This window comes from Methanococcoides mangrovi, from assembly GCF_052057775.1.
Taxonomy (GTDB): domain Archaea; phylum Halobacteriota; class Methanosarcinia; order Methanosarcinales; family Methanosarcinaceae; genus Methanococcoides.
In genome coordinates, this window is sequence record NZ_CP195121.1 from 2,087,225 (window position 1) to 2,110,273 (window position 23,049).

Consider the following 23,049-nt stretch of genomic DNA (forward strand, 5'->3'; position numbering starts at 1 on the left):
CCTCACACACTCCATCGGTCCACGAACCTTGCAGTAAGAGCCATTGAGACCAGAGACACAACAACAAGAGTTATCACAAGGATGTTCGCAAGTGCATCGTTCCCGGATTGGAATGCCGTATAGATGGAAAGCGACATCGTGTTCGTTTTCCCGGGAATATTTCCGGCTACCATCAGTGTTGCTCCGAACTCACCTACGGCCCTTGCAAAGCTCAGGACAATGCCTGCAAGTATGCCTTTTTTGGCAAGCGGGAGGGTCACAAAGAATATCGTCTCCAGTTCACTATGGCCAAGTGTATAAGCCGCATACTCAAGTTCCCGGTCAACCGCACTAATAGCAGAGGCCGTCGTTTTTACCATCAACGGAAGTGAGACAACAAAAGCCGCTATCACTGCAGCATGCCAGGTGAAAAGCAGCGACCATCCTGTAAGTTCAAAGATGATGTTACCAAGAGGACCATTCTTTCCCAGCAATACAACAAGAAGGTAACCTGTTACCGTTGGCGGAAGAACAAGCGGGAGAGTTACGAAGATGTCTGCAAGCCATTTGCCCCTGAAATCTCTCCTTGCAAGTGCATAGGATATGAAAATTCCAAGCACAGCTACAAAAGCAGTGGACAGTAATGCCACTTTGAGAGTTATCAACAGGGGAACCCAGGCATCTTCAAACATAAATGATCATCCTTCAGTAAATATCCGTTACTGTAAAACCATACTTTTCGAATATAGCTTTTCCTTCATCTGAGACTACAAAGTCGATGAATTCCTGTGAGACTTCTTTCTCTGCAGAAGAAGACACTACTGCGATAGGATAGCTGATGCTTGTATTAACAGGTATCTCCGCAACAATATCGATATCATCAGTCCCGGAGGCCATAGCGTCCGTCATATAGACAAAACCAGCATCCACCTCTCCGTTCTCAACATAGACCAGCACCTGCTTTACATTTTCTGTATAAATGACCTTATCGCTGACATCATCCCAGAGGCCGGCTTCCTCTATTGCACCTTTTGCATACTTCCCAACAGGAGCAACATCAGGATCCCCAATAGCGATCTTTGTGACAGATCCATCGGATAGGTCCTCAAGGGTCACTATATTACTTTCGTTGTCTTCACTTGATGCCGGAACGATCAGCACCAGTGAGTTCTCGGCAAAGTCCTGTCTTGTCTCAGTATCGATCATTTGCCCCCCTTCAAGGAGGTCCATGTGTTTCCGGGAAGCAGAAGCAAAGACATCGATAGGAGCACCGGCTTCGATCTGCATTCGAAGGGAACCGGAACCTGCAAAATTCATATTTACATCAACATCCGGATGCAGTGCCTCAAATTCCTGTTCTATTTCCGTAAAGCTCTCTGTAAGGCTGGCCGCAGCCGATACAGTAATCTCCGTACGTTCATCCGCCTGTGATGAAGTCATTAACACCATAGCAGCAGTCCCCACAAGGACCACTGCCGCAATTACTATTATCAGATGATTCTTTTCCATAAGATCCCACATATCGTCAATTAAACCGTTATGTTTACATGAACATAACGGTTTGAAATTGAGTTAATTCTATAAATACATATTGTGAATAGAAGATCAGATACCTCTAATAAGAGATCAGAGAACTTTAAAGAAAAAAGAATTTAGGCCAGTGCCGGCCAATTTAAAGACCTGTAAAAAATGAATATTACAGCATTAAGTGGCTTAGTTCAACTCAATGTTCCACCCTTTAGAGATAGTCTTTTTGATCGACCCCACATCTTCACCATCAATTTCGTGATAAATATTATTCACATTACCATCACCGACAGATGCCAGACCTGGATGATGTTCCCAGAAATCGCCATCCGGATTCCACCAATCGGTTATAATTCTTTGAGTACCGATCTCAACTCTGAATAGCGCATAAGGTTTACCGCATGCCTGAAGACTTTGGTCTTCCTCGATCCAGACATAATATCTCATATAATCCCCCCCATGATCGATATTAATTATACCTGCAAATTACAAGATCAAGAGACATCAACTTTGAAATGCAGCTCCTGAATGTAGGAGATTTTCATTGAACAAAGAGAGATCTTCCTACAATATGCTGTTCAGCAGATCACTTGATCATCCGTAGGATGAAAGATCATTTTAAGTACCCTGTTGAGAACTTCATGATCCTTTTTGTTTCAAATGTAACTATACCTGTAAACAGCATTCGCTTTAAACTCCCTCTAAAATATTTGATGCATAACTGCCGAAAGCCCCCACTTACGACTCATTAAGGCCAGATAGACGATTACAAGAATCCTTGAACCTACTTAGGAATTTATTATTATTGAATATATCTTTTTTTATTTAAAATATTTACAATGTGTATAAATAAAACAATCCTTTATGATATGCAAATATCGTGGAACTATAGACCAGCGATCATTTTGGAAGCCTTATATGAACCGTAGTTCCCTCATCCGGTCTGCTCTCGATCCATATCTCACCAGAATGCGCATCCACGATCTCTTTGCATATGTATAGACCCAAACCCGTTCCACCATATTTTCTCCTGATCGATGAATCGATCTGGTAGAACTTGCTGAACAGATTGGGAATGAGATCTTCAGGAATACCAATACCGGTATCACTAACAGTAATATGCAGATATTTGTCTTCCTCGAATGCACCGAGAGTGATCACACCGCCTTCCGGAGTGAACTTGATAGCATTGTCGATTAGATTGTTCAGCATATCAGTAATGCGGGCCTCATCTGCAATGATAGGCGGTAATTCCGAAGGTATTTTCTTTTTCAGGTGCAAACCGTTCGCTTCAACAAGCATGACGGTATCCATTATAGTATTGTTCACAATTTCCATTAGCCGGCATTCCCTGAAGTTATATTCAATGATCTCTGCCTGCGCCTGGCTTACATACAGGAGGGAATCAACAAGGCGGCGAAGCCTGTCTGAATTGCGCAATACGGTTCCAAGTGCTGTCCTCTGCAGGTCATTGATGTCACCAAGTGTTCCATCGTAAACATTTTGAGTATATCCCTTGATACTTGTAAGAGGAGTCCTTAGCTCATGACTGACATTTGAGAGGAATGAATCCTTCATCTGGTCCAGTGACTTAAGTTCCTCATTTGCTTCTTCAAGCTCATCCGAATATGTCTGGAGCGAATCAAGGATGTCATTCAGGCCCGAAGGGATCTTCCTGAAATCCACTTCAACATCCGTCTCAGCCCTCCTTTTCAAATCACCTTTCAATGCCGAATCAGAGATATATGCAAAATTTGACACGATCTCATTGATAGGCCGGGTTATGGACATAGCCACAAGATAAGCAGCACCTGCCATGAAAATAAGTGCAAGGGATGAGATGAGGATCAGGTCGTTACGCAGAGCTGTAACATCTGCAAGCATATCATCTTTCGGGATAACAAGGATAAATGAATAATTTCCTGTACGTACAGGCTCGTAGAAAATGATCGCATCCTCACCTGTGGTCGGGTCAATGGTCTCAATATGACCACCTTTTCCGACGAGGATATCATCAGCCATCTTTGCTACCTGAGGATCATTGAAATCATTAAGAGTCTTTGTTCCGATCCACTCCTTGTGAACAGGATGCGACAGCAGTATTCCGGTATTACTCGTAGTGAAAGCATAGCCTTCTTCAAAAGCAGTAACATTGGAGACTATCTCGTCGATATAGTTTAGTGATACATCGACACCGCCAATACCTACAAACTCATCATTCCTCATAATTGGTACTACATAGCTCGCAATAAGCTCACCCTGATACATGTAAGGCTCTGTAAGTACCTCCTCTTCAAGCTTTTTTGGTAACTGATAATAGTCCAGGGTATCATAATCAATAAGAGGTTCCACAAACATGGTGCCACCGATCTTGTTCCAGTAGGGGACAAATCTGCCTGTAGAATCATGCTCAGGAGCAACATTAACAAATTCCGCGTCTCTGCCGTCGAAAGCATTAGGCTCGAAACCCGCATATGTACCAATAAGATTGGGGTTATCAATGAGGATCTCCCTCAGGAAAGCGTTGGCCTCTTTCCTATCAGATGAATTGTAAACGGTAAGTGTGCTTGCAATTGTCCTCGCAATGGCCATGTTCGATTGCATATCTGAATTGAACTGGTTCGCATAATTGCTGGCCTTCTCTATGGACTTCTTATATGCAAGATCCTCATGCTGGGATGTAGTGGCAGAAATAATGATAGCTGTAGTAGCAACCATTACTATAAGGACGCTGAAACCGATGTACAGTATCAGCTTCACTTTTAGAGGCACATTATCCATTTTCATACTGGACACCTTGCTGAAAGCACACGGATATTGGATCAGTTCTCCACCAATAAGATATGACCATCGTAAGCGAGAAACTCAAAGGAAAGAACGAAGTTCCATTAAAGAACAGTTGCACTGACCTCAGTCCCCTAATATAGTATTTAGTTGATAATGGATAAATGTATGCATGTTGCATCTATACAGCTTGATTTTTTTACAAGATCATCAAACTCTTTAAATATAATCATTACTATCAGTAATATTATGCAACTTCCAACTCCTGAGAGGTTACGACAGAAAAGGATCGAGCTGAGCCTTACACAGAGTGATCTTGCAAAACGTGCAGGTGTCAGTCAGCCTTTAATAGCCCGCATAGAGTCCGGTGATGTCGATCCAAGACTTTCCACTCTCAGAAAGATATTCATCGCTTTTGAGGAAGTTGAAAAGGAAAAGATACTTGCAAAGGACATAATGCACACTCTGGTTATCTTTGTCTCTTCTGATGATTCCGTAGAATATGCGGTCAAGCTTATGGAGAAACATGGTTTTTCACAGGTTCCTGTTATTGATAATGGAGTACCCGTGGGAAGCATCTCAGAAGATACTATTATCAAATACATGGGTGACAGGAAAGCCTCTGCAATTTCCCAAATGAAGATAAGGGACATCATGGGAGAAGCGTTCCCTACAGTATCCCCTACCACCGAACTTGATGTTATCTCACATATGCTTGAGCGAAATCCCGCAGTCCTGGTACTTGAGAAGGGAGTTACCACGGGTTTTGTCACAAAACATGATGTCATCAAGCTTCTGCATGGTTAAAACCAAAAAGAACGGATATTTGGATATTAAAGCAGAAAGTGAATAATTTTTAACTTCGACTGCAAAGTTTTGAGGAAAAAAAGAGGTATGGATTCATTCCACACCAACATTCAAGGTCAGTTTATTTGATCTTTTTGTTTGCCTGTGTTAGGGCTGCGTCCGGACCTACACCCTTGTCGCTGTTGTCAATCATTCTGATACAATCCCACAGTGAACGAATAGTGGTACCATCATACTTGTCGTAGCGGACTTCGAGCTTAGGATAATCATCTACATCAAGACCAGCAGCAACAAGGTCCTCAACATTAACCTTTATGGACAGATCCATGATACCATCTGGCCCTGGAGTTCCACAGCATGGATATTCGTCATCTGGATCTACAACTGGACCTGCCACATCTTCATAGCTGTATCTTACGATTGGGACATACACCATCATTCCAGTACCGTTCGTATCATTAAAGCCAACCATTATCGTATCTGGATCAATGTCCATCACATCAACCTCCGAACCACCCAGAATAGCTATTGGTAGCACTCCTTTTTGACCCAGATTGATGGAGTTTGGACACGAGCCTGGTTTTACATCGATGTAGTTGTGGGCCATTGCAGCCGGCATAGCAGCCAGCAAGATCACCATCGCAAACAAAAGCACAGTCAATTTTGCTATTTTCATACCTATACCACCCCGTATTTGTCTAAATCAGATGGTCTTACTCAGATCATCCAATTCCAAATATAACGTATGTATTTATTATTATATAAACTCTCTGCAAAAATAAAAACAGATGCGCATAATGATGATAATGAGATTTGATCAATTGAAAAATGGATCAAAACTAAAGAGAAAAAACAAGATCCTTTAACACACCAAAGCTTGAAAGGATAAAACCATTCTGCTTTATTTAATACAAAATTTAGTTGATCACATAGCAAGTTTATGATCAGAGTAGACAACCGATCGGTTGAATTGGGAACAAAAGAAAAGTCCGGGAAATTCCAGGTCCACGAAACCAGTTATATACTAGATTTGCATTAGATACGACATTCAATTATTAATTCAAAAACCAGGAGAATTATATGGACCTTGAAGACACATTATTAATGATGCCTGGCCCTGTTCCTGTTGCACCAAAAGTGCTCAGGGCAATGTCAAAACCCATGATAAACCACAGGGGCAAGCAATTTTCTGCAATGTTCGATGACTGTACCGCAATGCTCAAAGAGATCTTCCAGACACAGAACGACCTCTTTATCCTCAGCGGCTCAGGAACAGCTTCAATGGAAGCTGCCATCGGATGCACAATTGATAAGGACGACAAGATCGTTACTATCGAGAACGGTAAGTTCGGAGAAAGGTTCAAGGACATCGCAGCAAGGTATGGTCAGGTAGTTCCTGTCGAATTCGAATGGGGACAGTCAGTTGACCTCGACCTTGTTGAAGAGAAGCTTGCTGAAGGTGCAAAAGCAGTAACTATGGTCCACAATGAGACCTCAGCAGGTATCCGCAACCCTGCACCAGAGGTAGGAAAACTTGCAAAGAAGTACGATGCACTCTTTATCATGGACGGTGTCACATCCATCGGCGGAGATGACGTTAAGGTCGATGAGTGGGGAATTGACATCGCTGTAACAGGATCACAGAAATGTGTTGCTGCACCACCAGGACTTTCCATGATCTCAGTAAGCGAGCGTGCTTTTGATGCAATGACCAAGGAAAACCTGCCATACTACCTTGACCTCAAGGCATACAAGAAGAGCGCAGACAAGTCCCAGACACCATACACTCCTGCAGTGCCACTGTTCTTCGGACTTCAGGAAGCACTGAAGATCGTAATGGAAGAGGGAATGGAAGCAAGGAAAAAGCGCCAGGCAACCGGTGCTGCTGCTGTTCGTGCTGCTATGGACGCAATTGGTATCGAGATGTTCCCACAGCTCAATGAGGTAAGCGCTTACTCCAACACAGTTTCCGCAATGAAAGCACCTGAAGGTGTCAGCGGCAACGACATCAAGAACGCAATGCTTGAGAAGGGAATAATAATCGCCGGTGGTCAGAACAGGCTCAGCGGTCAGATCTTCAGGATCGGAAGCATGGGCAATGTCGCACCAAAGGACATCATGCTGACCATTCAGGAACTCGAACTTGTACTGAAGAAACTCGGCGTTGTAAATGAGATCGGTGCAGGTACAGAGGCAGCTGCCAGCGTACTTGACACACTTTGAATCACATGAAGACCATAGGCGTAGTAGACACGACCTTTGCACGCTTCAATATGGGGCGTGCTGCGGTCGATGAGATCCAGCAGCACGTGTCCGCTAAGATAAAGCGGATCACCGTTCCTGGCGTAAAGGACCTGCCGGTGGCATCCAAGAAGCTCATCGAGGAAGAAGGATGCGACATCGTCATAGCCCTGGGTATGCCAGGAGCAAAGGAGCAGGATAAGATCTGCGCACATGAAGCTTCAACCGGAATAATACAGGCACAGCTTATGACGAACACCCACATCATCGAGGTGTTCGTTCATGAGGACGAAGCAAAAGATGAAAAGGAACTGGCATTCCTGATGGAAATGCGCTCCCGTGAACATGCAGTCAATGCCGTTAACATGTTATTCCATCCCGAAAAACTTGTCAAGCAGGCCGGAACTGGCCAGAGACAGGGATTCGAAGATGTTGGTGCTGTAAGGCACTAACACCTGCATTCTTTTCAAAATAAATTCTGTTGAGACTTCTGTGTTCCTTTATTTTTCTGCTTAATCAGTTTTAACTTTAAGAGTCAATATCTTCAACATAGGCACGAAGGATCTCAGCAACACTCCATGCCTGTGCAATACAGCCCCCGGGCCTTTGCGGAAGATCTCCATCGAATACCTCGGAAATGAAACCGATACCTCCCTCATCAAGATGACATTCCAGATTGAGCAGTAACTGCCTGCAGAATTCCTTGCTTAATGAAGACCTTTCGTTAACCTTGATGTATGCAGTAATGAACGGACCAAGCAGCCATGGCCATACTGTTCCATTATGATATGCACGATCCCTGGAATTGCGGTCACCCCCGTATCTTCCGGCATACCTGCTGTCATCCGGTGACAACGACCTCAGGCCATACGGTGTCAACAACTCTTCATGTACCTTTTCGACGATCATCCTTTCCTTTTCTCGATCAAGCATTGTATAAGGCAATGAAACAGCAAGGATCTGGTTAGGCCTGACAGATGCATCCTTTAACAAAGAACCATCCTCGTTAACAGAAACGCAGTCATAAAGGCATTTAACTTCCGGATCCCAGAAGGTCTCTGCGAAGTTCTTCTTCGCCAAAATTGCCATTTCAACATGGTCACCGACATCTTCACCCAACAATTCGCCCAGATGTGCAGCGGTACGGAGAGCATTATACCATAAGGCATTGATCTCGCATGCCTTCCCGGCCCTCGGTGTGATATCAACATCACCGATCTTCACATCCATCCAGGTAAGCTGGCCCTCATGCTCGATCAATCCGTCATCATCCATCCGGATCCCGTATAAAGTACCCTCTCTGTAATTGTGGATTATCGATAGGACCGTGTCCCACATTTCACGAACAGACCCAATGTCCTTTGTATAGGAATAATATCTGCCAAGTGAATGAATGAACCAGAGGGACGCATCAACCGTGTTATAGTCAGGAGGTGAGATCCCGTCATCTGAAAAGCGGTTTGGTATCAGGCCATATGAACAGTTCCAGGAAAAGGTCCTCAGGATCTTCCTTGCATCGCCGAACCTTCCGGTGACAAGTGTAAGCCCGGGGAGAGAGATCATCGCATCACGTCCCCAATCTGCGAACCAGTGGTAACCTGCAATTACAGAGCCTGAACCGGCAGATCTGCAATGTACAATAAATGGATCAGTCGCAACAGAGAGCTTCTTTGGCAGATCTTCATTGAAACGGTAGCGCTCATACAGATCTATCTGTCTTGAAAGCTCCCTCTCATACTCCATGTTAATAATCTCAATTACCGAAGAGACATCAGAATTATGATCTGCTGAAAGGCCAGCGGGGATACTATCAGATGCCACAACATAGAATTCGCCAACCTTACCACTTATGTATCCTTCAAAATAACCCGGGTTATACAGGTCTTCATGATAAGCTTCCCCTCTTTCACGTTCAAGTTCATACTCAAAATTGTAGTACCAGTATGGATCCTGCCTGAATTTCATATTTGAACGAAGTTGAAGAAGAACATCGTCATTTGACAGATCGATTCCCCTACCAATACAAATTTCGGTAAAACTGACATCAATGGCCTTTCTCAGTTCATGAAAACCCCTGTTGGCAACAAGGGGCAGGATCCTTAGAACAAGATCCTCATTGTCAGGATTCAGCAACTTGTACCTCACAACGGTTGTGTTCTGGCCATATATCATGAAGACGGTCTTGATCAGCCTTATGTTCCTTACACGATACTCAAAGGTCGGCAGGGGAGATGCAAAAAACCGTTCAAGATAGTCGAAACCTGAAGGATACAAAGTATCCGGATAACTGTGTACCGCAAGCCGGAACATCTCTCCTCCGACAACAAGTTCTTCATCAAGAGAAGATAGCAAGACCCTTCGGTCAACCGGCGGGTTCGCAGAAGCCACAAGGAGACCATGGTACTTTCTAGAGTTCTCACCAATAACTGTAGACGATGCATAACCTCCGATCCCATTCGTAACCAGCCATTCCTTTGAGATAGCTGATGTATGGCCGGACCCATCGTTAAATGTTGGAAACGAAGACATATTGATGACCTCCTATTATTATCCTGTCTGAACCCGATATGATCACAGTTCTTTCAATAATTTTTAAACTACTTCAGCCCAATCTGTCCAGAAGCAAGACATTTTCAATGAAAAGCGCACAACTCCAGCTCAAAGGCCTTGCCCAGGCAGCTTTCCCGATCTTTTTGTCTAACTGCTCGGACAGTAGGCCGGTACTTGTTGCACCCTTCATCGCCCATTTAATATATTCAAGAGACCTGTTCACAAGCATTTCGTATTCATTGTCCCGTTCTTCCATCGAAACAGCAAGATCGAGAAGGGATCTTGATAGCCACAATGTTGTAACCAGCCAGGGGTTCCCATCTATGTAATTATCATTTTCATAACGCATGATACCATAATGACCATTTACAGGAACCCGGAGAGACCTTTCAATATGTTCGATCATTGAAAGTATCATAGACCTTTCATTGGGATCTTCCGGTGAAAGAAGACCGAAAGGAACAAAGGTGCCGATCATACTTGAATCCACGACGTTCCTGATATCATTATCAATAATACCACGGGAGAAATATCCGTCCTTAAGCCACAATTTCCCGATCGTATGTTCTTTGACCAGATCAGCCCTGCGGGACCACAATTCAGCATGATGATCATCATTGAATTCTCCGGCCATATGGGCAGCACCTTTCAAGCCGGCATAGATAGCAGCATTCGTATAGGGAAATATCCCAATTTCAGATTCCCACAGACACCTGCAGGGATCATGAAGACCCTTTTCGGTCCTGCTCATCAGGTATTCTGCACCTTTCCAGACCGTTTCTCTGATGAGATCCAGAAATTCCTTACTTTTGTCTCCTTCCAGTTCACGGAAATAACGATCAATCGCATAAAGGGTGGATCCGGTCTCATCGATCTGTGTCGAGTGATCAAAATTACCCCAGGAAGGGGCTTCTTTCCCATCAAGCCAGTATCTCTGGAACCAGGAACCATCGGTCATCTGTGTCTTTTTACACCACTCAAAGAATTTCTCAGCATACTCCGGATAGCCGGAGCTCATAAGGGCAAGAACGGCTTCCACAGCATCCCTGTTCCAGCAAAAACCATAGCCTCCACACATCTGGAATGACGGGTCGAACTCCGGTGCAGCTAAGATTGAACCCTCATCGGGATCTGACATTAATTTCAGGGAAAGCAATGAACGATCGTAAAGTTCAACTATCTGCTCTTTCAAAAGCGGATCGTCATCAAATATAGATAGTTCCGGATACTGCTTTTTTGACAGCCATAATGATGTGCTGTCTTTTATCCCCCGAATAATTTCGGACAGTGGCTGTTTCAGAACTCCTGCCAGCAGATCGTAGGTTGGCTGCCTCCCTGAGGAGATACCGATAAGAACTGTAATTGCTATCGTTTTCCCGGGAATGAGGTTGAGTTGCCAGCCCATGGAACTGTCCATATCACCGATGTCCTCCACATTTTGCTGAAGCATGCCATCTTCCATATCGCTCCTGGCACTTGCGACCCATCCATTCTCCTGTATCTTACCTACCTGCCATTCCCCAAATACCGGATCGCATGCAATCCCAATGTAACTGTCATGCATGTAATGGACGATCATGCCTCTGGATGTATCACAAAAAGCAGAGTTCATTCTGCGAGTACCACCTGCCTGGAAATTCGAATAATAATAGAATTTACATTTGATGCTTTCTGTGGAAGTTATCTCATAATTTCGAACAAGGACCGGCATGTCTGCATGGACAAGATCATGGATCGAGACCTCTATCCCGGAAGAATGGGAGAGGTGGGTCTTAATGATGTTAGTACCCTCCACAGCAACCTGTTCTGCGTCCCATTCCGGAGAATTGAACCATAGCAACCTGTCATTCTTATAAATGCAGCCTTCCGATACAGCAACATGCTGTGCTCCATCTCTTCGGGGATAGAAAAATCCCTGAAGCTCTCCCTTTTGACCCACTGTTACAAGCAATCGGTCGTTCCCGAGTATAGCGTTCGGATGCCTGATCAGGTCTCTCACTCCTTATTGGGAATTATTTCTGTTAATTGATCAGCTTATTCTTCCATCTCAGCAAGTTTCCTGAAAACACTGGACTTGAAATCCAGGAACACTGCCATGAAATTAATTGCTGCATCATAAGGCGAGGTATGGATGCTGAAATAGGAATGGACGTCACCGTCACCCAGCCATTTGGTACTCATGTAGTAATAATGGTCGGATGTGAGGAGATGTTTCCATATATTGATCAGCTCCGGATCCTTTGTTCGTTTCACATAAGGACCGATCCTTTTTGCCTCTTCGAAGCACCTGCGCTGCATATCGTTGCCCAGCCATGCGCTTGTATCCCTCTCCATATCCGCCCAGGAGATCGTATTAAAATCACCAACATCGATCTCGCCTGCAGGCGTATATCTCTCAACGACCTCTGAGGGGGTGCTGAACTCAATATCCTTACTTAGTACCTCGTTCGGCAGGGCCCGGAGGAAATCAAAGATACCCGTATCCGCCCACTGGTGTTCACCAAAGGTCTCATAGTCCATGAAAATGTTCAGGCAATCCCCTTTTTCCCTGGAAGCCCAGCAGGCCCATTTGTCAGCGGTCAGAGGATACTCTTCCCACCATCTTGCAGAGAAACGATAGCCTATGTCATCGCTCATCTTGTAGTTCCTCATCAGAACAGCTATATCACAGTCCTTTGCTTTGTACACATGGTTCGGTGAGCGTGACTCCAGAAGCTGGTCAACGCCTTCTGTCAGTATGGCCCTGTAACCCATGGACGAGACCGTTTCTGCAACACTGTTGTTGTAAAGAAGCTCCGTATTCCTGAATACCTGAGGCTTTACACCAAGCAGTTCTGAAGTGATATCGTGATGGGTCTTTACTTCCTCCCTGAACTCGTCCTTGCTATCAAAAAGGCCAGCAAGGGAATGGTAATTGGTCTCATCAAGGAATTCCACACACTTTGAGTCGGCAAGCTGTCTGAAAATATCAAGAACATCAGGGTTCCATTTCTCACACTGGCTCAGGAGGGTTCCTGTTATTGAGACACTGAACCTGAAGTCCCCTTCATACTGGTCAACGAGCTCTGCCAGAAGTGTCGTCGCCGGAACATAGCACTTGCTGGCAACCTTTTCAAAGATATTCCTGTTTATTGCAACATCGAAATACCTTTCGAATCCTTTGGAATCATCCGGCCAGAACCACTTCAACCGATAAGGCTGATGTAACTGGAAGTACATGCAAACAGATCTCATGCTTTCACCTCCAGAAGCCCACGCTTAAAGTCTGACAGAACAGAGAATGTGTTGACCGCCTTTTCATATCCCTGATTATTGTTATCAGATCCCATTTCCAGCATGATCTCACTTTGCTGCAGGTACCGATAGATACAGTTCATTTTGTCATATTCAGGAGCATCTTTTATGGATTCGAGGATATTACCCATCTCGATCAACTCATGCAGATAAAGGTGCTGAGGGTGATTGCCCATCAGGTTGTGCATACCGTAGCGCGATGTGGACTTGTTCCTGATGGAAGGAAGTTCCTTTGTTTTGAACATTTTCAGGGCCTCTTCAGGTGTCACCATGGAAATGCCGTATTTCTCGAAACTTTCCGGGAGATCGATCAAAAACTGAAGTATCTCGCTGCTTTTCTGCTGATGGGAAAGGATCGAGCTGTATTTGAAATGCAATGTGGTCACATCCCCTTCCATGTTGGCTATCCATGAAGCAAATTTATCAGCGATCAGGGGATAGCTTATCCACTTCTGGTCTGAAAATCGAAGCTCTATATCCTCACTCAGGGATATGTGACGCAACAGCGTTGGTATATTATTATCGTAAATGTGCTTTGGATCGTGGCCGTACAACAAATTCTCCGAGCCTTCAGAAATAAGGCACTTGAACTTCATGTCCCGGAGGATAGTACTGAGCTCTTTTGTGAGCATCAGTTCCGTATTTACGAAAGTACCGGGTTCTGTACCAAAGACCTCTTTTATTTTTTGACGGTGCATGGAAACCTGTCCCCTGAACTCCTTATTATCAGGGAAAAGAGATGATACAGAATGATAATACGGGGATGCCGAAAATCCGGCACCTCTGTCCTTTAGTTCCTGAAATGATCCGATTATGGCAGGGTTCCATTTACACTGGTCCAGAAATATACCGGATATATCGAAAGTGTACTTTCCACCATTATCGATGGAATCCAGCAAAGCTTCATTTGTCTTAATAATCTGTGGAAGGTCTCTTTCTAAAGCAGAGAATACCTGTGGATGGTCAAAATATGTATCGAACTGAGGAGAACGATAACCTTCAGATGGCCAGTACCATTTAAGCGAACATGGAAGATGAACTTCCGAACAAATGCAAACAGACTGCATTTTTAAGCCTCCATTTTTATAGATACAACTGAAATTATAATTCTTCTGATAGCATTAGTTGTTGCTATCGAACTTAATCTTTGAGAACATCAAGATATGCTTCACTTGTTTTTTCCGCGATCTTGCTCCAGTTGTACCTGGTATCGATAAGTTCTTTACCGGCTTTTCTCAGGCTGTCGTTCGACAGATCATCGAGAACGTAGTTTATGCCCCATGCAATGGATTCCGGACTCTTGTATACAAGAATACCATCCACAAAATTGTCGATGATCTGTACAGCATCCGTTGCGACGATGGTCTTCTCAGCATCCCATCCTTCAAGAACAACTATCCCGAAAGGTTCGTTCCTGCTAGGGATGCACATGATATCACATGCATTCAACCAGTCTTTAGCGGTCTCATCATCCACATAGCCAAGGAAATGGCAACATTCGTTACATTTTCCGGAGCGTGCAATGTGTTCACAGTGAGGGCGCATCTCACCTTCACCTATGAAGACAAACTGGGTGTCCCATCGATGACGCTTCACTTCAGGAACAGCCTCTACAAGCATATCCGGCCCTTTCTGGTAGCTCATGCGGCCTATGAAAAGGACAACAGGTGCAAGAGGGTGGATGCCCAATCTTTTCTTTACTTCGCCGGGATCAACATCCTTTTTCATCTTTCCCTTGAAGATGCCGTTTGGAATGATGGAGATCTTGTCATCCGGGATCTGGTACAGGAACCTGATCTCATCTGTTAGTTGCTGTGACGTGGATATTACCCTTGAGGATTCATAACCTGCCTTCCATTCCCTGTGGGATATCTCCTCAGCTTCCCACCAGTTCCCGTGTACGTTACCGTTACGTCCCCACTCGGTACTGTGAAATGTCATCAGGAAAGGAATCCCAAACTCGTATTTGATCCTTGATACAACATTGAAAGGATGCCAGTCATGGACATGCAGTATGTCAAACTCTCCATATTCCCCGATAACTTCGAGGAAGCTCGAATACATTGAATCGCACATGCTGTTCATCTGCTGGACAATTCCACCTTCAAGAGAATGGTCCACGCGATGGTAATGAACACCATTGACCATCTCATGCGGATCAAGTCCGGAATTCCTTGTAAATATGTGGACACTATGTCCCATTTCAGCAAGGGCTTCAGCAAGTTCGGAAACATGAGGGGCTATACCACCCACTTTTACAGAATGCAGGCTCTCCCAGGAGAACATGCCTATTTTTAAATTCTTCCCCATTTCTTTCAAACCCAACTTTTTTTATATTTAGTATAAACAATAATATAAATAAATAAATAAATAAAGTGATCTTTTAAATGAATGTTTGAATGCATCATTCAGAGTTGTCCTCAAAAATACCCTGAAGATATTTTGCAGCCGTCTCAGGAGGCATTGTATTGATGTAGACTCCCGTATTTTTTTCAAAGCCTGCTGCCTTACTTGTTACCGGCTGGACCTTTAAGTTGAAATGATAACCAGGCTCATCCCTCAGCTGATAGAACATATAGTTGTAAGGGATCTCACCAATATATTCCCAGAGACCTGACAGAGCAGAATGGATCGCCCTCCCCAGGGAATCCAGTTGTTCGTCATCAAAACCGGATATGTGATGTACGTGCATCCTTGGAAGTATCCACATCTCATAAGGGACCTTTGAGCAATAAGGAGTGATTACAATGAAATGCTCATTTTCGTACAGAAGTCTCTCGCTTTTGCTTTCTTTCTCAATGAGATCGCAATAAGGGCATTTTTGCAAAGATCCGATCATCTTCATTTCTTCAGCTAATAACGGGGGCCTCATTGGTAGTGCTATGAGCTGAGAATGTGTATGGGCCAGGGATGCACCTGCCTTTTCACCCCAGTTCTTGAAAAGTGAAACATATTCTATTTTGTCCTGGCCTTCATAGTGAACCACACGATCGCGGTAGACCTTCATAAGTAAAGACATATCAGTATCTGAAAGATCAGGTATGACCTTTTCATGTGAAGGCGTTTCGACTATTACCTCATGATAACCAAAGCCAGGAGATACATCGAACTCAGAACTGACACCAACGGCAGCTGGAGACAGTGCAGGATAAAGATTTGGTATGCATCGTACATCCCACCCTGTTATCCTTGAGCCTTCTTCGTCCTTCAATATCATGCCATCTTTATAAACAGCAGTTGCAAGAGGTGTCTTGTCTTCTTCACCTGCACAAAATACACACCTTTCGGAGAAGCCTTCTTTCTTTTCCTCCTTGAAAACAGAAGGTCTTTTACTCCTGCCTGGTGCAATTATACAGTATTCGTCCAGAAAATAATGCTTGCGTATCTCTGACATGTTCCCCATTACCCTAATATATCAATGAATATTCATATTATAAAGAAACTGTTCTAACTTACAATTGTTCTAACTCACATATCCTTAGTATCGCCTTTTGCTTTTTTCCTCGTAAGCATCTCATAGTATTGCTTTGTAGGCTCATGCCAGTTCATATCCTGTGCAAGGAGATTTGCTTCCTGGCAGAGGAAATTGTACTTGGTCTTGTCGTCGGTATAAGTATCTATGAAATAATCCATGGTAAGTGCATAATCTGCTATCGTCTCAAGATAGGCCTGATCGATGTTGTCAACCACCAGTACGCCACCCATTCCCATTACCAGGCGCTTGACCGTCTTTAGTGCATCACTGAAACCGCACACCTTGCTTACAATGCTTGGGGTGGCTTCTTTTCCGGCCTCAAGACCGGTGAGAAGAAACGGTTCATACCTGGATGGGAAGATACCGGCAACGCAACCGGCCATGAACTCATCAACGCTCATGTTGAAACCGCCATCGTTCTTAGAAAGCCACTGGGGGTAAAGGACAGCAGATACATACCTGCTACCACTAGGAAGCCTGAAACATTCAAGTTTTCTGCTCTCTATCATTTTCTGGATACGCATCTCTTCGCCGATAAGTACTTCTTCAGTGAGCTTTATCGGAAAATTATCAGGGAGATTGGTCTTCGGACCATGAGCGGTTATGATGAAACAAACAACCCTGTAATTCTCATCAAGACTACCCGCCTCTATTTCGATCCTCACCATTCTGTCAAGAAGAACAAGAGAATCCAGCAGGTCAGGATATCCTTTATTTTCAACTTCTATCCTCGATATAGAGAAGATCGGAATGATCTTTTCCGGCAAAAGTTTCAGACTATTATGAGTATTATATATTTTTTCTGCAGTTAATTCCTGTATCCTTGTTCGGCATTTTGTCTTTTTGTCCAGTATCTCATTAATGTCCGCGTTCTGGAGATCGATACCATTCCTCACAATGATGGAATCGATACCATAGAACAATTTGATCTCCTTTTTCGTCGAATCTCCCACAGCAGTTACAACATCCGCATATTCGGACAATGACTCAAGGGTAGCCATGTTCTTCGGGACCCCTTCACCCCATTCAGTATCATTATCACGTATCTTCTGGATAGAAAGGTGTCCTGCAACCCTTCCGGGTATGGTTGCATGACAGGTTGCAACTGTATTTATCGTAACACCTATTTTCTTGAGCCTGGCAATTGCATAAAAGACACCGAATTCATGGCAGTGAAGTGATACATACAGCGTAGGCATCAAAGAACTGGCAAATTCGGAAATCAGTTCATCTTCATAGGTGCTGGTCTTCTCTTCCCGAAATGACACAAGTGTATTAACAAATTCGGAGATTGCATATGAAAGATTGAGATAATGAGTATATTCAACCCTGTTACCCATGCCCTCATATACAAGGGAATCAAGACCGATGAGGTCGTAGGCTTCAGCCTTAATCTTATTTTCAAGACAAATATGTTCTCCGTTGTATTCAACGACCTTCCTGCAGAAATCATTGGTCTTGAACATCAGGTAAATAATTTCTATCCCTTTGATATGTTTAGCGCCGGCAATAACTTCAACACCCTTTTCCTCAAGCTCGTCGATGATCATTGAAAGTTCTTCATCGGGCTCAAACTCTTCGAACTCGCTCATATCTGTGATACGATTCAGGCCCTTGTTCCAATCAGATCCACTATAGCCATAGTATGAGCCAGCAACGAATATCTGAGGAGTGTTCTCTTCTTCTATAGTCCCGTCTTCAAGCATCTCAGCAAGAGTTTTTACCTCTTCATCAATGACATTCCAGATCCCACCCATCTTGTTGGACTTAGGGCCAGCTTCTTCGCCGGCAATAATAATACACTTACGTTCGATCAACCCGGTACCCCCCGACTTACTACTTGACTACATTATTGTCAAGAATAGTATATTAGGTTTTGGAAAAATATCAATTGTTTTGCCAATTTGTCATAGTCCAAAGAAAGTATCCAGAATATATTATAAATTGCCTGAGCAAATGGAATAATCTATATCCTATTATTGCAATAATATTTACAAATATGTTGAGAGTAAGGGGGTAAAATCATACTCAACAAAAAGGTTACCGAATGCGGACCTAAAGGCAATGAGCATACCATTTCACTCGAAGAGTTCTTCGATAGGTTCAGTGCCGGGCCAGAAGGACTAACGTCAGCTGAAGCTCTGGAAAGACTTAAAAAATGTGGAAAAAATGTACTTGAGAACATCGGGAAGGAATCTGCCCTTAAAAAATACCTGAAACAATTCCGTAATTTCTTCTCCATACTTCTTATTACAGGTGCCTTACTTTCATATTCAGCAGAATTACTGGATCCCGGCAAAGGAAACCTATACATCGCTATTGCACTTTTCGGAGTTGTCATCCTCAATGCCACTTTCACTTTCATACAGGAGTACCAGACCGAAAAGATAATGGCAAGTTTCCGTGAGCTTATACCCCCTGTTGCAAAGGTCCTGAGGGACGGGGAGATCAAAGAGATCCTGGCATCCGACCTTATCGTCGGGGACGTCATATTTCTGGAAGAAGGAGATAAGGTCCCGGCTGACGGCAGGCTCATCGAGGAAAATACCTTAAAGGTAGACAATTCTTCGTTGACAGGAGAGGCCGAGCCGCAGTTGCGTTCGCTTGAGTGCACCCATCCTGAAATGCTGGAATGCAGGAACATGGTATTCTCAGGAACCCTGGTACTGACAGGCAATGGAAAAGCAGTTGTTTTCGGGACAGGTCACAATACACAGATGGGAAAACTTGCAACACTGACAGAGCAAACGACCTCAGTTGAAACCCCTCTTCGAAAAGAGCTGAACAATTTCATCAGGATCATATCAATTATCGCGATCTTCCTGGGAATATCATTCTTTACCATTGGTTTCCTGATACAGGACCTGTTCCTCCTGAACCTTATCTTTGCCATAGGGATCATTGTTGCCAATGTGCCTGAAGGGCTACTTCCAACGGTGACCCTTGCCTTAAGCCTGGCATCAAGAAGAATGGCAAAAAGGAATGCTCTTATTAAGCAACTCGAATCGGTTGAAACACTTGGTTCGACCACGGTCATATGCACCGATAAGACCGGAACACTTACACAGAACAAAATGGCCGTCCATTCGATGACACTGGGTTTTGAACAGATCGATGTCGCAAACGGGGAAAAGCCGCCGGAAATACTACTGAAAGTAGCTGTCCTCTGCAATAATTCAAGGCTCACTGGCGGACCTGTGGGATATAAGGGAGACCCGACTGAAGGTGCTTTGCTGATGTATGCAACAAAGTTCACAGATATTGAGCTGATGAGAGGGAACAACACCCGGCTGATGGAATATTCGTTCGATTCCCTGAAAGAGAGGATGCAGGTAATTTACCAGACCGATTCTGGTGAAAAGGAATCCTATCTCAAGGGTGCAAGCGAAGTTGTTGTTAAAATGTGCGACCACTTACTGATGAACGGGGATGAGGTTCCAATTAGCAATGATGACAGGAGCGAACTTCTGGACATGCACCTGAAAATAGCCGAGAGAGGGGAACGAGTCCTTGCTCTTGCCTATCGGAGGGTAGAGGATGAGATAGAGTATGATAGCGGTTTTACTTTCATCGGTTTTGCCGGAGCTGTGGATCCTCCCAGACCGGAAGTAAAGGATGCTATAGATAAATGTCACAAAGCCGGGATCAAGGTAGTCATGATAACAGGAGATCATCCTGTCACTGCCCTTTCCATTGCGAGAAAAGTAGGTTTCAGCAACAATGGCCATGAGCCGGAGATGATCACAGGTGCTGAGCTGGAGAAGTTACCAATTGAAGAACTTTCGAAGAGACTGAAGGCACCTGACATCATCTTCGCTAGAACATCCCCGGTACAGAAACTGAAGATCGTACAGGCATTCCAGTCAAGGGGAGAGATCGTGACAATGACCGGGGATGGTGTCAATGATGCTCCTGCAATAAAGAACGCAGACATGGGCGTAGCCATGGGAAGCGGTACCGATGTGGCACGGGAATCTGCTGATATGATACTCCTTGATGATAATTTTGCCACCATCGTCAATGCAATTGAAGAAGGAAGAACGGTGTTTGACAATATCAAGAAGTTCATCGCCTACATCCTTACGAGCAACATCCCGGAGATACTGCCTTTCATCGCATTCGTACTGCTTGCGATCCCACTGCCGATGAACGTACAACTGATCCTTGCCATCGACCTTGGAACGGATATACTTCCGGCACTGGCACTGGCTGTTGAGAAAGGGGAAGGGGATATAATGAAACGTCCCCCCAGATCCAAATATGAGAAGTTGCTAACACCACAGGTCCTTCTCACATCCTACGGGATGAAAGGACCCATTGAAGCACTTGCAGGCTTTACCTGTTACTTCGCCGTACTCCTGGACGGGGGATGGACATGGGGACAGGCATTGCTTAGCACAGAGCTCCTGTACAGGCAGGCGATAATGGGATTCTTCGCTGCCGTAATTATCTGCCAGGTAGCAAATCTGCTCGTGTCCCGAACAAGGGTTGAATCAGCCTTCTCAAAGAACCCATTCACCAACAAAATGATACTGCTGGCCATCGTGAGCGAGCTGCTTATACTTACTATGATAATGTTCCATCCATTTGCGAACACTATCTTCGGAACAGCACCGGTAGCATTGGAATATATCCTGCTTGCAGTACCGTTCGCAGTATTGCTGTTCCTGCAGGATGAGATCAGGAAATACTATATCAGGAAGGGGTCATTGCTTGCAAAGGCTTTCCTGAAGTGGTAATCACACTGCCATACCGGAACTGAACAGTAAGATCAGGAAGAGAACATAAAGGACGATCAATGCGATCCCTTCTATCCTCCTGATCTCCCAGTGTGTATTGATGAACCACAGCAGAACAACGCTTATCATTATCATGAACGGACCGGTGAACATAATGGTCATTGGAGTTATTTCCAGAGGGAACACAAGTGCTGATGCGCCAAGGACCAAAAAGATGTTCGTAATGTTGGAACCTATCACATTTCCGATAGCAATATTTCCATAACCTCTGCGTGCAGCGGATATTGTAACCATCAGTTCGGGAAGGGAGGTACCTACTGCAACAAGTGTTACACCAATAAGTGTGTCAGGTAACCGGAACAGTTCTGCAAAGAATATTGCTTCTGCAACGAAGTATTTTGCACCGAATATCACTGCTACTCCGCTAATGAAGAGAATGACGAGATCCTTATAGATGCCTGTAAGTTCTCTCTTTTTTTCCTGTTCAGGGCTCTGATCACTGTTACTTACAGCCTTTCTTTTAGCGGAGTTATAATCATTGATACCATTTCTGACGCGCTGGTTCATTGATCCGACATATTTGAACTTTACAAAATAGTGAATAAACTCCCGGAAATAGGACTTGCCCTCGAACTTTGACTTATCCTCGAACAGGAAGAAAACATAAGCTACATAAAAAAGAACAAGGACAACTGCTTCAATTCTGGATATTTGAAGATCAAATGCAAGAAGCAGGAAAAGAGAAGAAGCAAAGACCATAATGTAACCATCCCTTTTCAGCATGTCCGATTCGGTCTTTACCACTGAGATGATGGCAGCACATCCCACGATAAGGGCTATGTTCGCAATGTTCGAACCCACGACATTTCCTATCACTATTCCGCTTGATTCTGACAGTGATGCGGTTATGGAAGAAGCAAGCTCCGGTATGGAGGTACCGACGGCTACCAGGGTAAGCCCGATAATGAACTCGGAGACCCCGAACTTCTTTGCAATTGAAGATGCAGAACTTACAAAAAAGTCGGATCCTTTGACCAGAAGTATCAGGCCTATAAGCAGGATAGCAATATTTGAAAGCATCGAACTTCAATTGGACACGTTTCTATTTATCTTTGTTTATGGTGTCACGCCGCTATGATCTGATGATATATGTACCTATAAGTACGTTTATATGCAAGATAGATGTTTAATGAGTAAGATACGTTAAACATTATAAAGGAGTTTGATGCTTTGAGTGATATTGAACCTATTAGATTGGGATTTGTCGTAGCTGAGTTCAACAGGGACCTTACATACCAGATGGAACTTTTGGGAACAGAGCATGCAAAGTTCCTTGGCGCTGAGGTAGTAGACACAATTCTGGTGCCTGGCGTTTACGATATGCCTCTTGCTATCAAGAAACTCTGCAAGCGCGATGACATCGATGCAGTCATCACGATCGGTATCGTGATCGAGGGTGCTACTAAGCATGACGAGATCGTTGTCCAGCATGCTGCAAGGAAGATCACCGATCTTTCACTTGAGTACGACAAACCGGTCACACTCGGTATTGCAGGACCGGGCATGACACGTATGGAAGCACACCAGCGTGTGGATTATGCAAAGCGTGCGGTCGAAGCTGCAGTAAAGCTTGTCAGACGCCTGAAATAAAAT

At 44.2% G+C, this 23,049-nt stretch carries 18 protein-coding genes; 5 read left to right on the forward strand and 13 right to left on the reverse strand.

What is annotated here, in order from left to right:
- Positions 1 to 2: 2 nt before the first annotated feature.
- The 4 genes from modB to ACR3I3_RS10375 all read right to left on the reverse strand — a co-directional run bounded on the left by modB (position 3) and on the right by ACR3I3_RS10375 (position 4,293).
- Complete coding sequence (gene modB / locus ACR3I3_RS10360) at positions 3 to 671, reverse strand: molybdate ABC transporter permease subunit (RefSeq protein WP_440952183.1); 669 nt, start codon at positions 669 to 671, stop codon at positions 3 to 5.
- A gap of 13 nt (positions 672 to 684) precedes the next feature.
- On the reverse strand, positions 685 to 1,488 hold the full coding sequence (gene modA, locus ACR3I3_RS10365) for a molybdate ABC transporter substrate-binding protein (protein WP_440952184.1): 804 nt from the start codon (positions 1,486 to 1,488) through the stop codon (positions 685 to 687).
- A gap of 204 nt (positions 1,489 to 1,692) precedes the next feature.
- Positions 1,693 to 1,953, reverse strand: coding sequence for a hypothetical protein (locus tag ACR3I3_RS10370; RefSeq protein WP_440952185.1), 261 nt, complete (start codon positions 1,951 to 1,953; stop codon positions 1,693 to 1,695).
- A 453-nt stretch (positions 1,954 to 2,406) separates the two neighbouring features.
- Positions 2,407 to 4,293: an ATP-binding protein gene (locus ACR3I3_RS10375; RefSeq protein WP_440952186.1), complete on the reverse strand. Its 1,887-nt coding sequence runs from the start codon at positions 4,291 to 4,293 to the stop codon at positions 2,407 to 2,409.
- Positions 4,294 to 4,539: 246 nt separating this feature from the next.
- On the opposite strand from ACR3I3_RS10375, the gene ACR3I3_RS10380 reads away from it, so the two are divergent.
- Complete coding sequence (locus tag ACR3I3_RS10380) at positions 4,540 to 5,097, forward strand: CBS domain-containing protein (RefSeq protein WP_440952187.1); 558 nt, start codon at positions 4,540 to 4,542, stop codon at positions 5,095 to 5,097.
- A 121-nt stretch (positions 5,098 to 5,218) separates the two neighbouring features.
- Here ACR3I3_RS10380 and ACR3I3_RS10385 read toward each other — a convergent pair whose 3' ends face one another.
- On the reverse strand, positions 5,219 to 5,716 hold the full coding sequence (locus ACR3I3_RS10385; protein WP_440952188.1) for a hypothetical protein: 498 nt from the start codon (positions 5,714 to 5,716) through the stop codon (positions 5,219 to 5,221).
- A 461-nt stretch (positions 5,717 to 6,177) separates the two neighbouring features.
- Here ACR3I3_RS10385 and ACR3I3_RS10390 point away from each other — a divergent pair, with 461 nt between their 5' ends.
- Both ACR3I3_RS10390 and ribC read left to right on the forward strand, forming a co-directional pair.
- Positions 6,178 to 7,320 carry a pyridoxal-phosphate-dependent aminotransferase family protein gene (locus ACR3I3_RS10390; RefSeq protein ID WP_440952189.1) on the forward strand — a complete coding sequence of 381 codons (1,143 nt, stop codon included), beginning with the start codon at positions 6,178 to 6,180 and terminating at the stop codon, positions 7,318 to 7,320.
- Positions 7,321 to 7,325: 5 nt separating this feature from the next.
- A complete protein-coding gene (gene ribC, locus ACR3I3_RS10395; protein ID WP_440952190.1) occupies positions 7,326 to 7,790 on the forward strand; it encodes a riboflavin synthase in 465 nt (154 codons plus the stop codon).
- A gap of 76 nt (positions 7,791 to 7,866) precedes the next feature.
- On the opposite strand, the gene ACR3I3_RS10400 is transcribed toward ribC, so the two are convergent.
- From ACR3I3_RS10400 to ACR3I3_RS10430, 7 genes are all read right to left on the reverse strand, one after another.
- Positions 7,867 to 9,867, reverse strand: a complete 2,001-nt coding sequence (locus tag ACR3I3_RS10400) for an amylo-alpha-1,6-glucosidase (protein WP_440952191.1) — start codon at positions 9,865 to 9,867, stop codon at positions 7,867 to 7,869.
- Between the two features lie 73 nt (positions 9,868 to 9,940).
- The gene (locus ACR3I3_RS10405; protein ID WP_440952192.1) at positions 9,941 to 11,887 is read right to left on the reverse strand and encodes a glycoside hydrolase family 15 protein; all 1,947 of its coding nucleotides are present in this window, start codon (positions 11,885 to 11,887) and stop codon (positions 9,941 to 9,943) included.
- A gap of 35 nt (positions 11,888 to 11,922) precedes the next feature.
- Positions 11,923 to 13,122: a glycoside hydrolase family 57 protein gene (locus ACR3I3_RS10410; RefSeq protein WP_440952193.1), complete on the reverse strand. Its 1,200-nt coding sequence runs from the start codon at positions 13,120 to 13,122 to the stop codon at positions 11,923 to 11,925.
- Entirely contained in the window at positions 13,119 to 14,249 is a 1,131-nt protein-coding gene (locus ACR3I3_RS10415) for a glycoside hydrolase family 57 protein (RefSeq protein WP_440952194.1), read from the reverse strand. Before ACR3I3_RS10415 ends, ACR3I3_RS10410 begins: the two co-directional genes overlap by 4 nt.
- Before the next feature lie 73 nt (positions 14,250 to 14,322).
- Positions 14,323 to 15,492, reverse strand: a complete 1,170-nt coding sequence (locus ACR3I3_RS10420) for a glycosyltransferase family 4 protein (protein WP_440952195.1) — start codon at positions 15,490 to 15,492, stop codon at positions 14,323 to 14,325.
- Between the two features lie 94 nt (positions 15,493 to 15,586).
- Entirely contained in the window at positions 15,587 to 16,576 is a 990-nt protein-coding gene (locus tag ACR3I3_RS10425; protein WP_440952196.1) for a galactose-1-phosphate uridylyltransferase, read from the reverse strand.
- 74 nt (positions 16,577 to 16,650) lie between these two features.
- Positions 16,651 to 18,474, reverse strand: a complete 1,824-nt coding sequence (locus ACR3I3_RS10430) for a glycosyltransferase (RefSeq protein ID WP_440952197.1) — start codon at positions 18,472 to 18,474, stop codon at positions 16,651 to 16,653.
- Positions 18,475 to 18,681: 207 nt separating this feature from the next.
- On the opposite strand from ACR3I3_RS10430, the gene ACR3I3_RS10435 reads away from it, so the two are divergent.
- Entirely contained in the window at positions 18,682 to 21,396 is a 2,715-nt protein-coding gene (locus tag ACR3I3_RS10435; protein ID WP_440953789.1) for a cation-translocating P-type ATPase, read from the forward strand.
- Here ACR3I3_RS10435 and ACR3I3_RS10440 read toward each other — a convergent pair whose 3' ends face one another.
- Positions 21,397 to 22,476 (reverse strand): calcium/sodium antiporter, encoded by a 1,080-nt coding sequence (locus tag ACR3I3_RS10440; RefSeq protein ID WP_440952198.1) that lies wholly within the window; start codon positions 22,474 to 22,476, stop codon positions 21,397 to 21,399.
- A gap of 219 nt (positions 22,477 to 22,695) precedes the next feature.
- Between ACR3I3_RS10440 and ribH the strand changes: the two genes are divergently transcribed.
- The gene (gene ribH / locus ACR3I3_RS10445) at positions 22,696 to 23,046 is read left to right on the forward strand and encodes a 6,7-dimethyl-8-ribityllumazine synthase (protein ID WP_440953790.1); all 351 of its coding nucleotides are present in this window, start codon (positions 22,696 to 22,698) and stop codon (positions 23,044 to 23,046) included.
- The last annotated feature ends 3 nt before the right edge of the window (positions 23,047 to 23,049 follow it).

Excerpts from the sequence above, each read along its gene's own strand:
- ribH (WP_440953790.1), top strand. The coding sequence starts at position 22,696 with ATGGAACTTTTGGGAACAGAGCATGCAAAGTTCCTTGGCGCTGAGGTA.
- ACR3I3_RS10425 (WP_440952196.1), bottom strand. The coding sequence starts at position 16,576 with ATGTCAGAGATACGCAAGCATTATTTTCTGGACGAATACTGTATAATT.
- ACR3I3_RS10380 (WP_440952187.1), top strand. The coding sequence starts at position 4,540 with ATGCAACTTCCAACTCCTGAGAGGTTACGACAGAAAAGGATCGAGCTG.
- modB (WP_440952183.1), bottom strand. The coding sequence starts at position 671 with ATGTTTGAAGATGCCTGGGTTCCCCTGTTGATAACTCTCAAAGTGGCA.
- modA (WP_440952184.1), bottom strand. The coding sequence starts at position 1,488 with ATGGAAAAGAATCATCTGATAATAGTAATTGCGGCAGTGGTCCTTGTG.
- ACR3I3_RS10420 (WP_440952195.1), bottom strand. The coding sequence starts at position 15,492 with ATGGGGAAGAATTTAAAAATAGGCATGTTCTCCTGGGAGAGCCTGCAT.
- ACR3I3_RS10385 (WP_440952188.1), bottom strand. The coding sequence starts at position 5,716 with ATGCCGGCTGCAATGGCCCACAACTACATCGATGTAAAACCAGGCTCG.
- ACR3I3_RS10400 (WP_440952191.1), bottom strand. The coding sequence starts at position 9,867 with ATGTCTTCGTTTCCAACATTTAACGATGGGTCCGGCCATACATCAGCT.
- ACR3I3_RS10370 (WP_440952185.1), bottom strand. The coding sequence starts at position 1,953 with ATGAGATATTATGTCTGGATCGAGGAAGACCAAAGTCTTCAGGCATGC.
- ACR3I3_RS10375 (WP_440952186.1), bottom strand. The coding sequence starts at position 4,293 with ATGAAAATGGATAATGTGCCTCTAAAAGTGAAGCTGATACTGTACATC.
- ACR3I3_RS10390 (WP_440952189.1), top strand. The coding sequence starts at position 6,178 with ATGGACCTTGAAGACACATTATTAATGATGCCTGGCCCTGTTCCTGTT.
- ACR3I3_RS10415 (WP_440952194.1), bottom strand. The coding sequence starts at position 14,249 with ATGCAGTCTGTTTGCATTTGTTCGGAAGTTCATCTTCCATGTTCGCTT.
- ACR3I3_RS10440 (WP_440952198.1), bottom strand. The coding sequence starts at position 22,476 with ATGCTTTCAAATATTGCTATCCTGCTTATAGGCCTGATACTTCTGGTC.
- ACR3I3_RS10410 (WP_440952193.1), bottom strand. The coding sequence starts at position 13,122 with ATGAGATCTGTTTGCATGTACTTCCAGTTACATCAGCCTTATCGGTTG.
- ribC (WP_440952190.1), top strand. The coding sequence starts at position 7,326 with ATGAAGACCATAGGCGTAGTAGACACGACCTTTGCACGCTTCAATATG.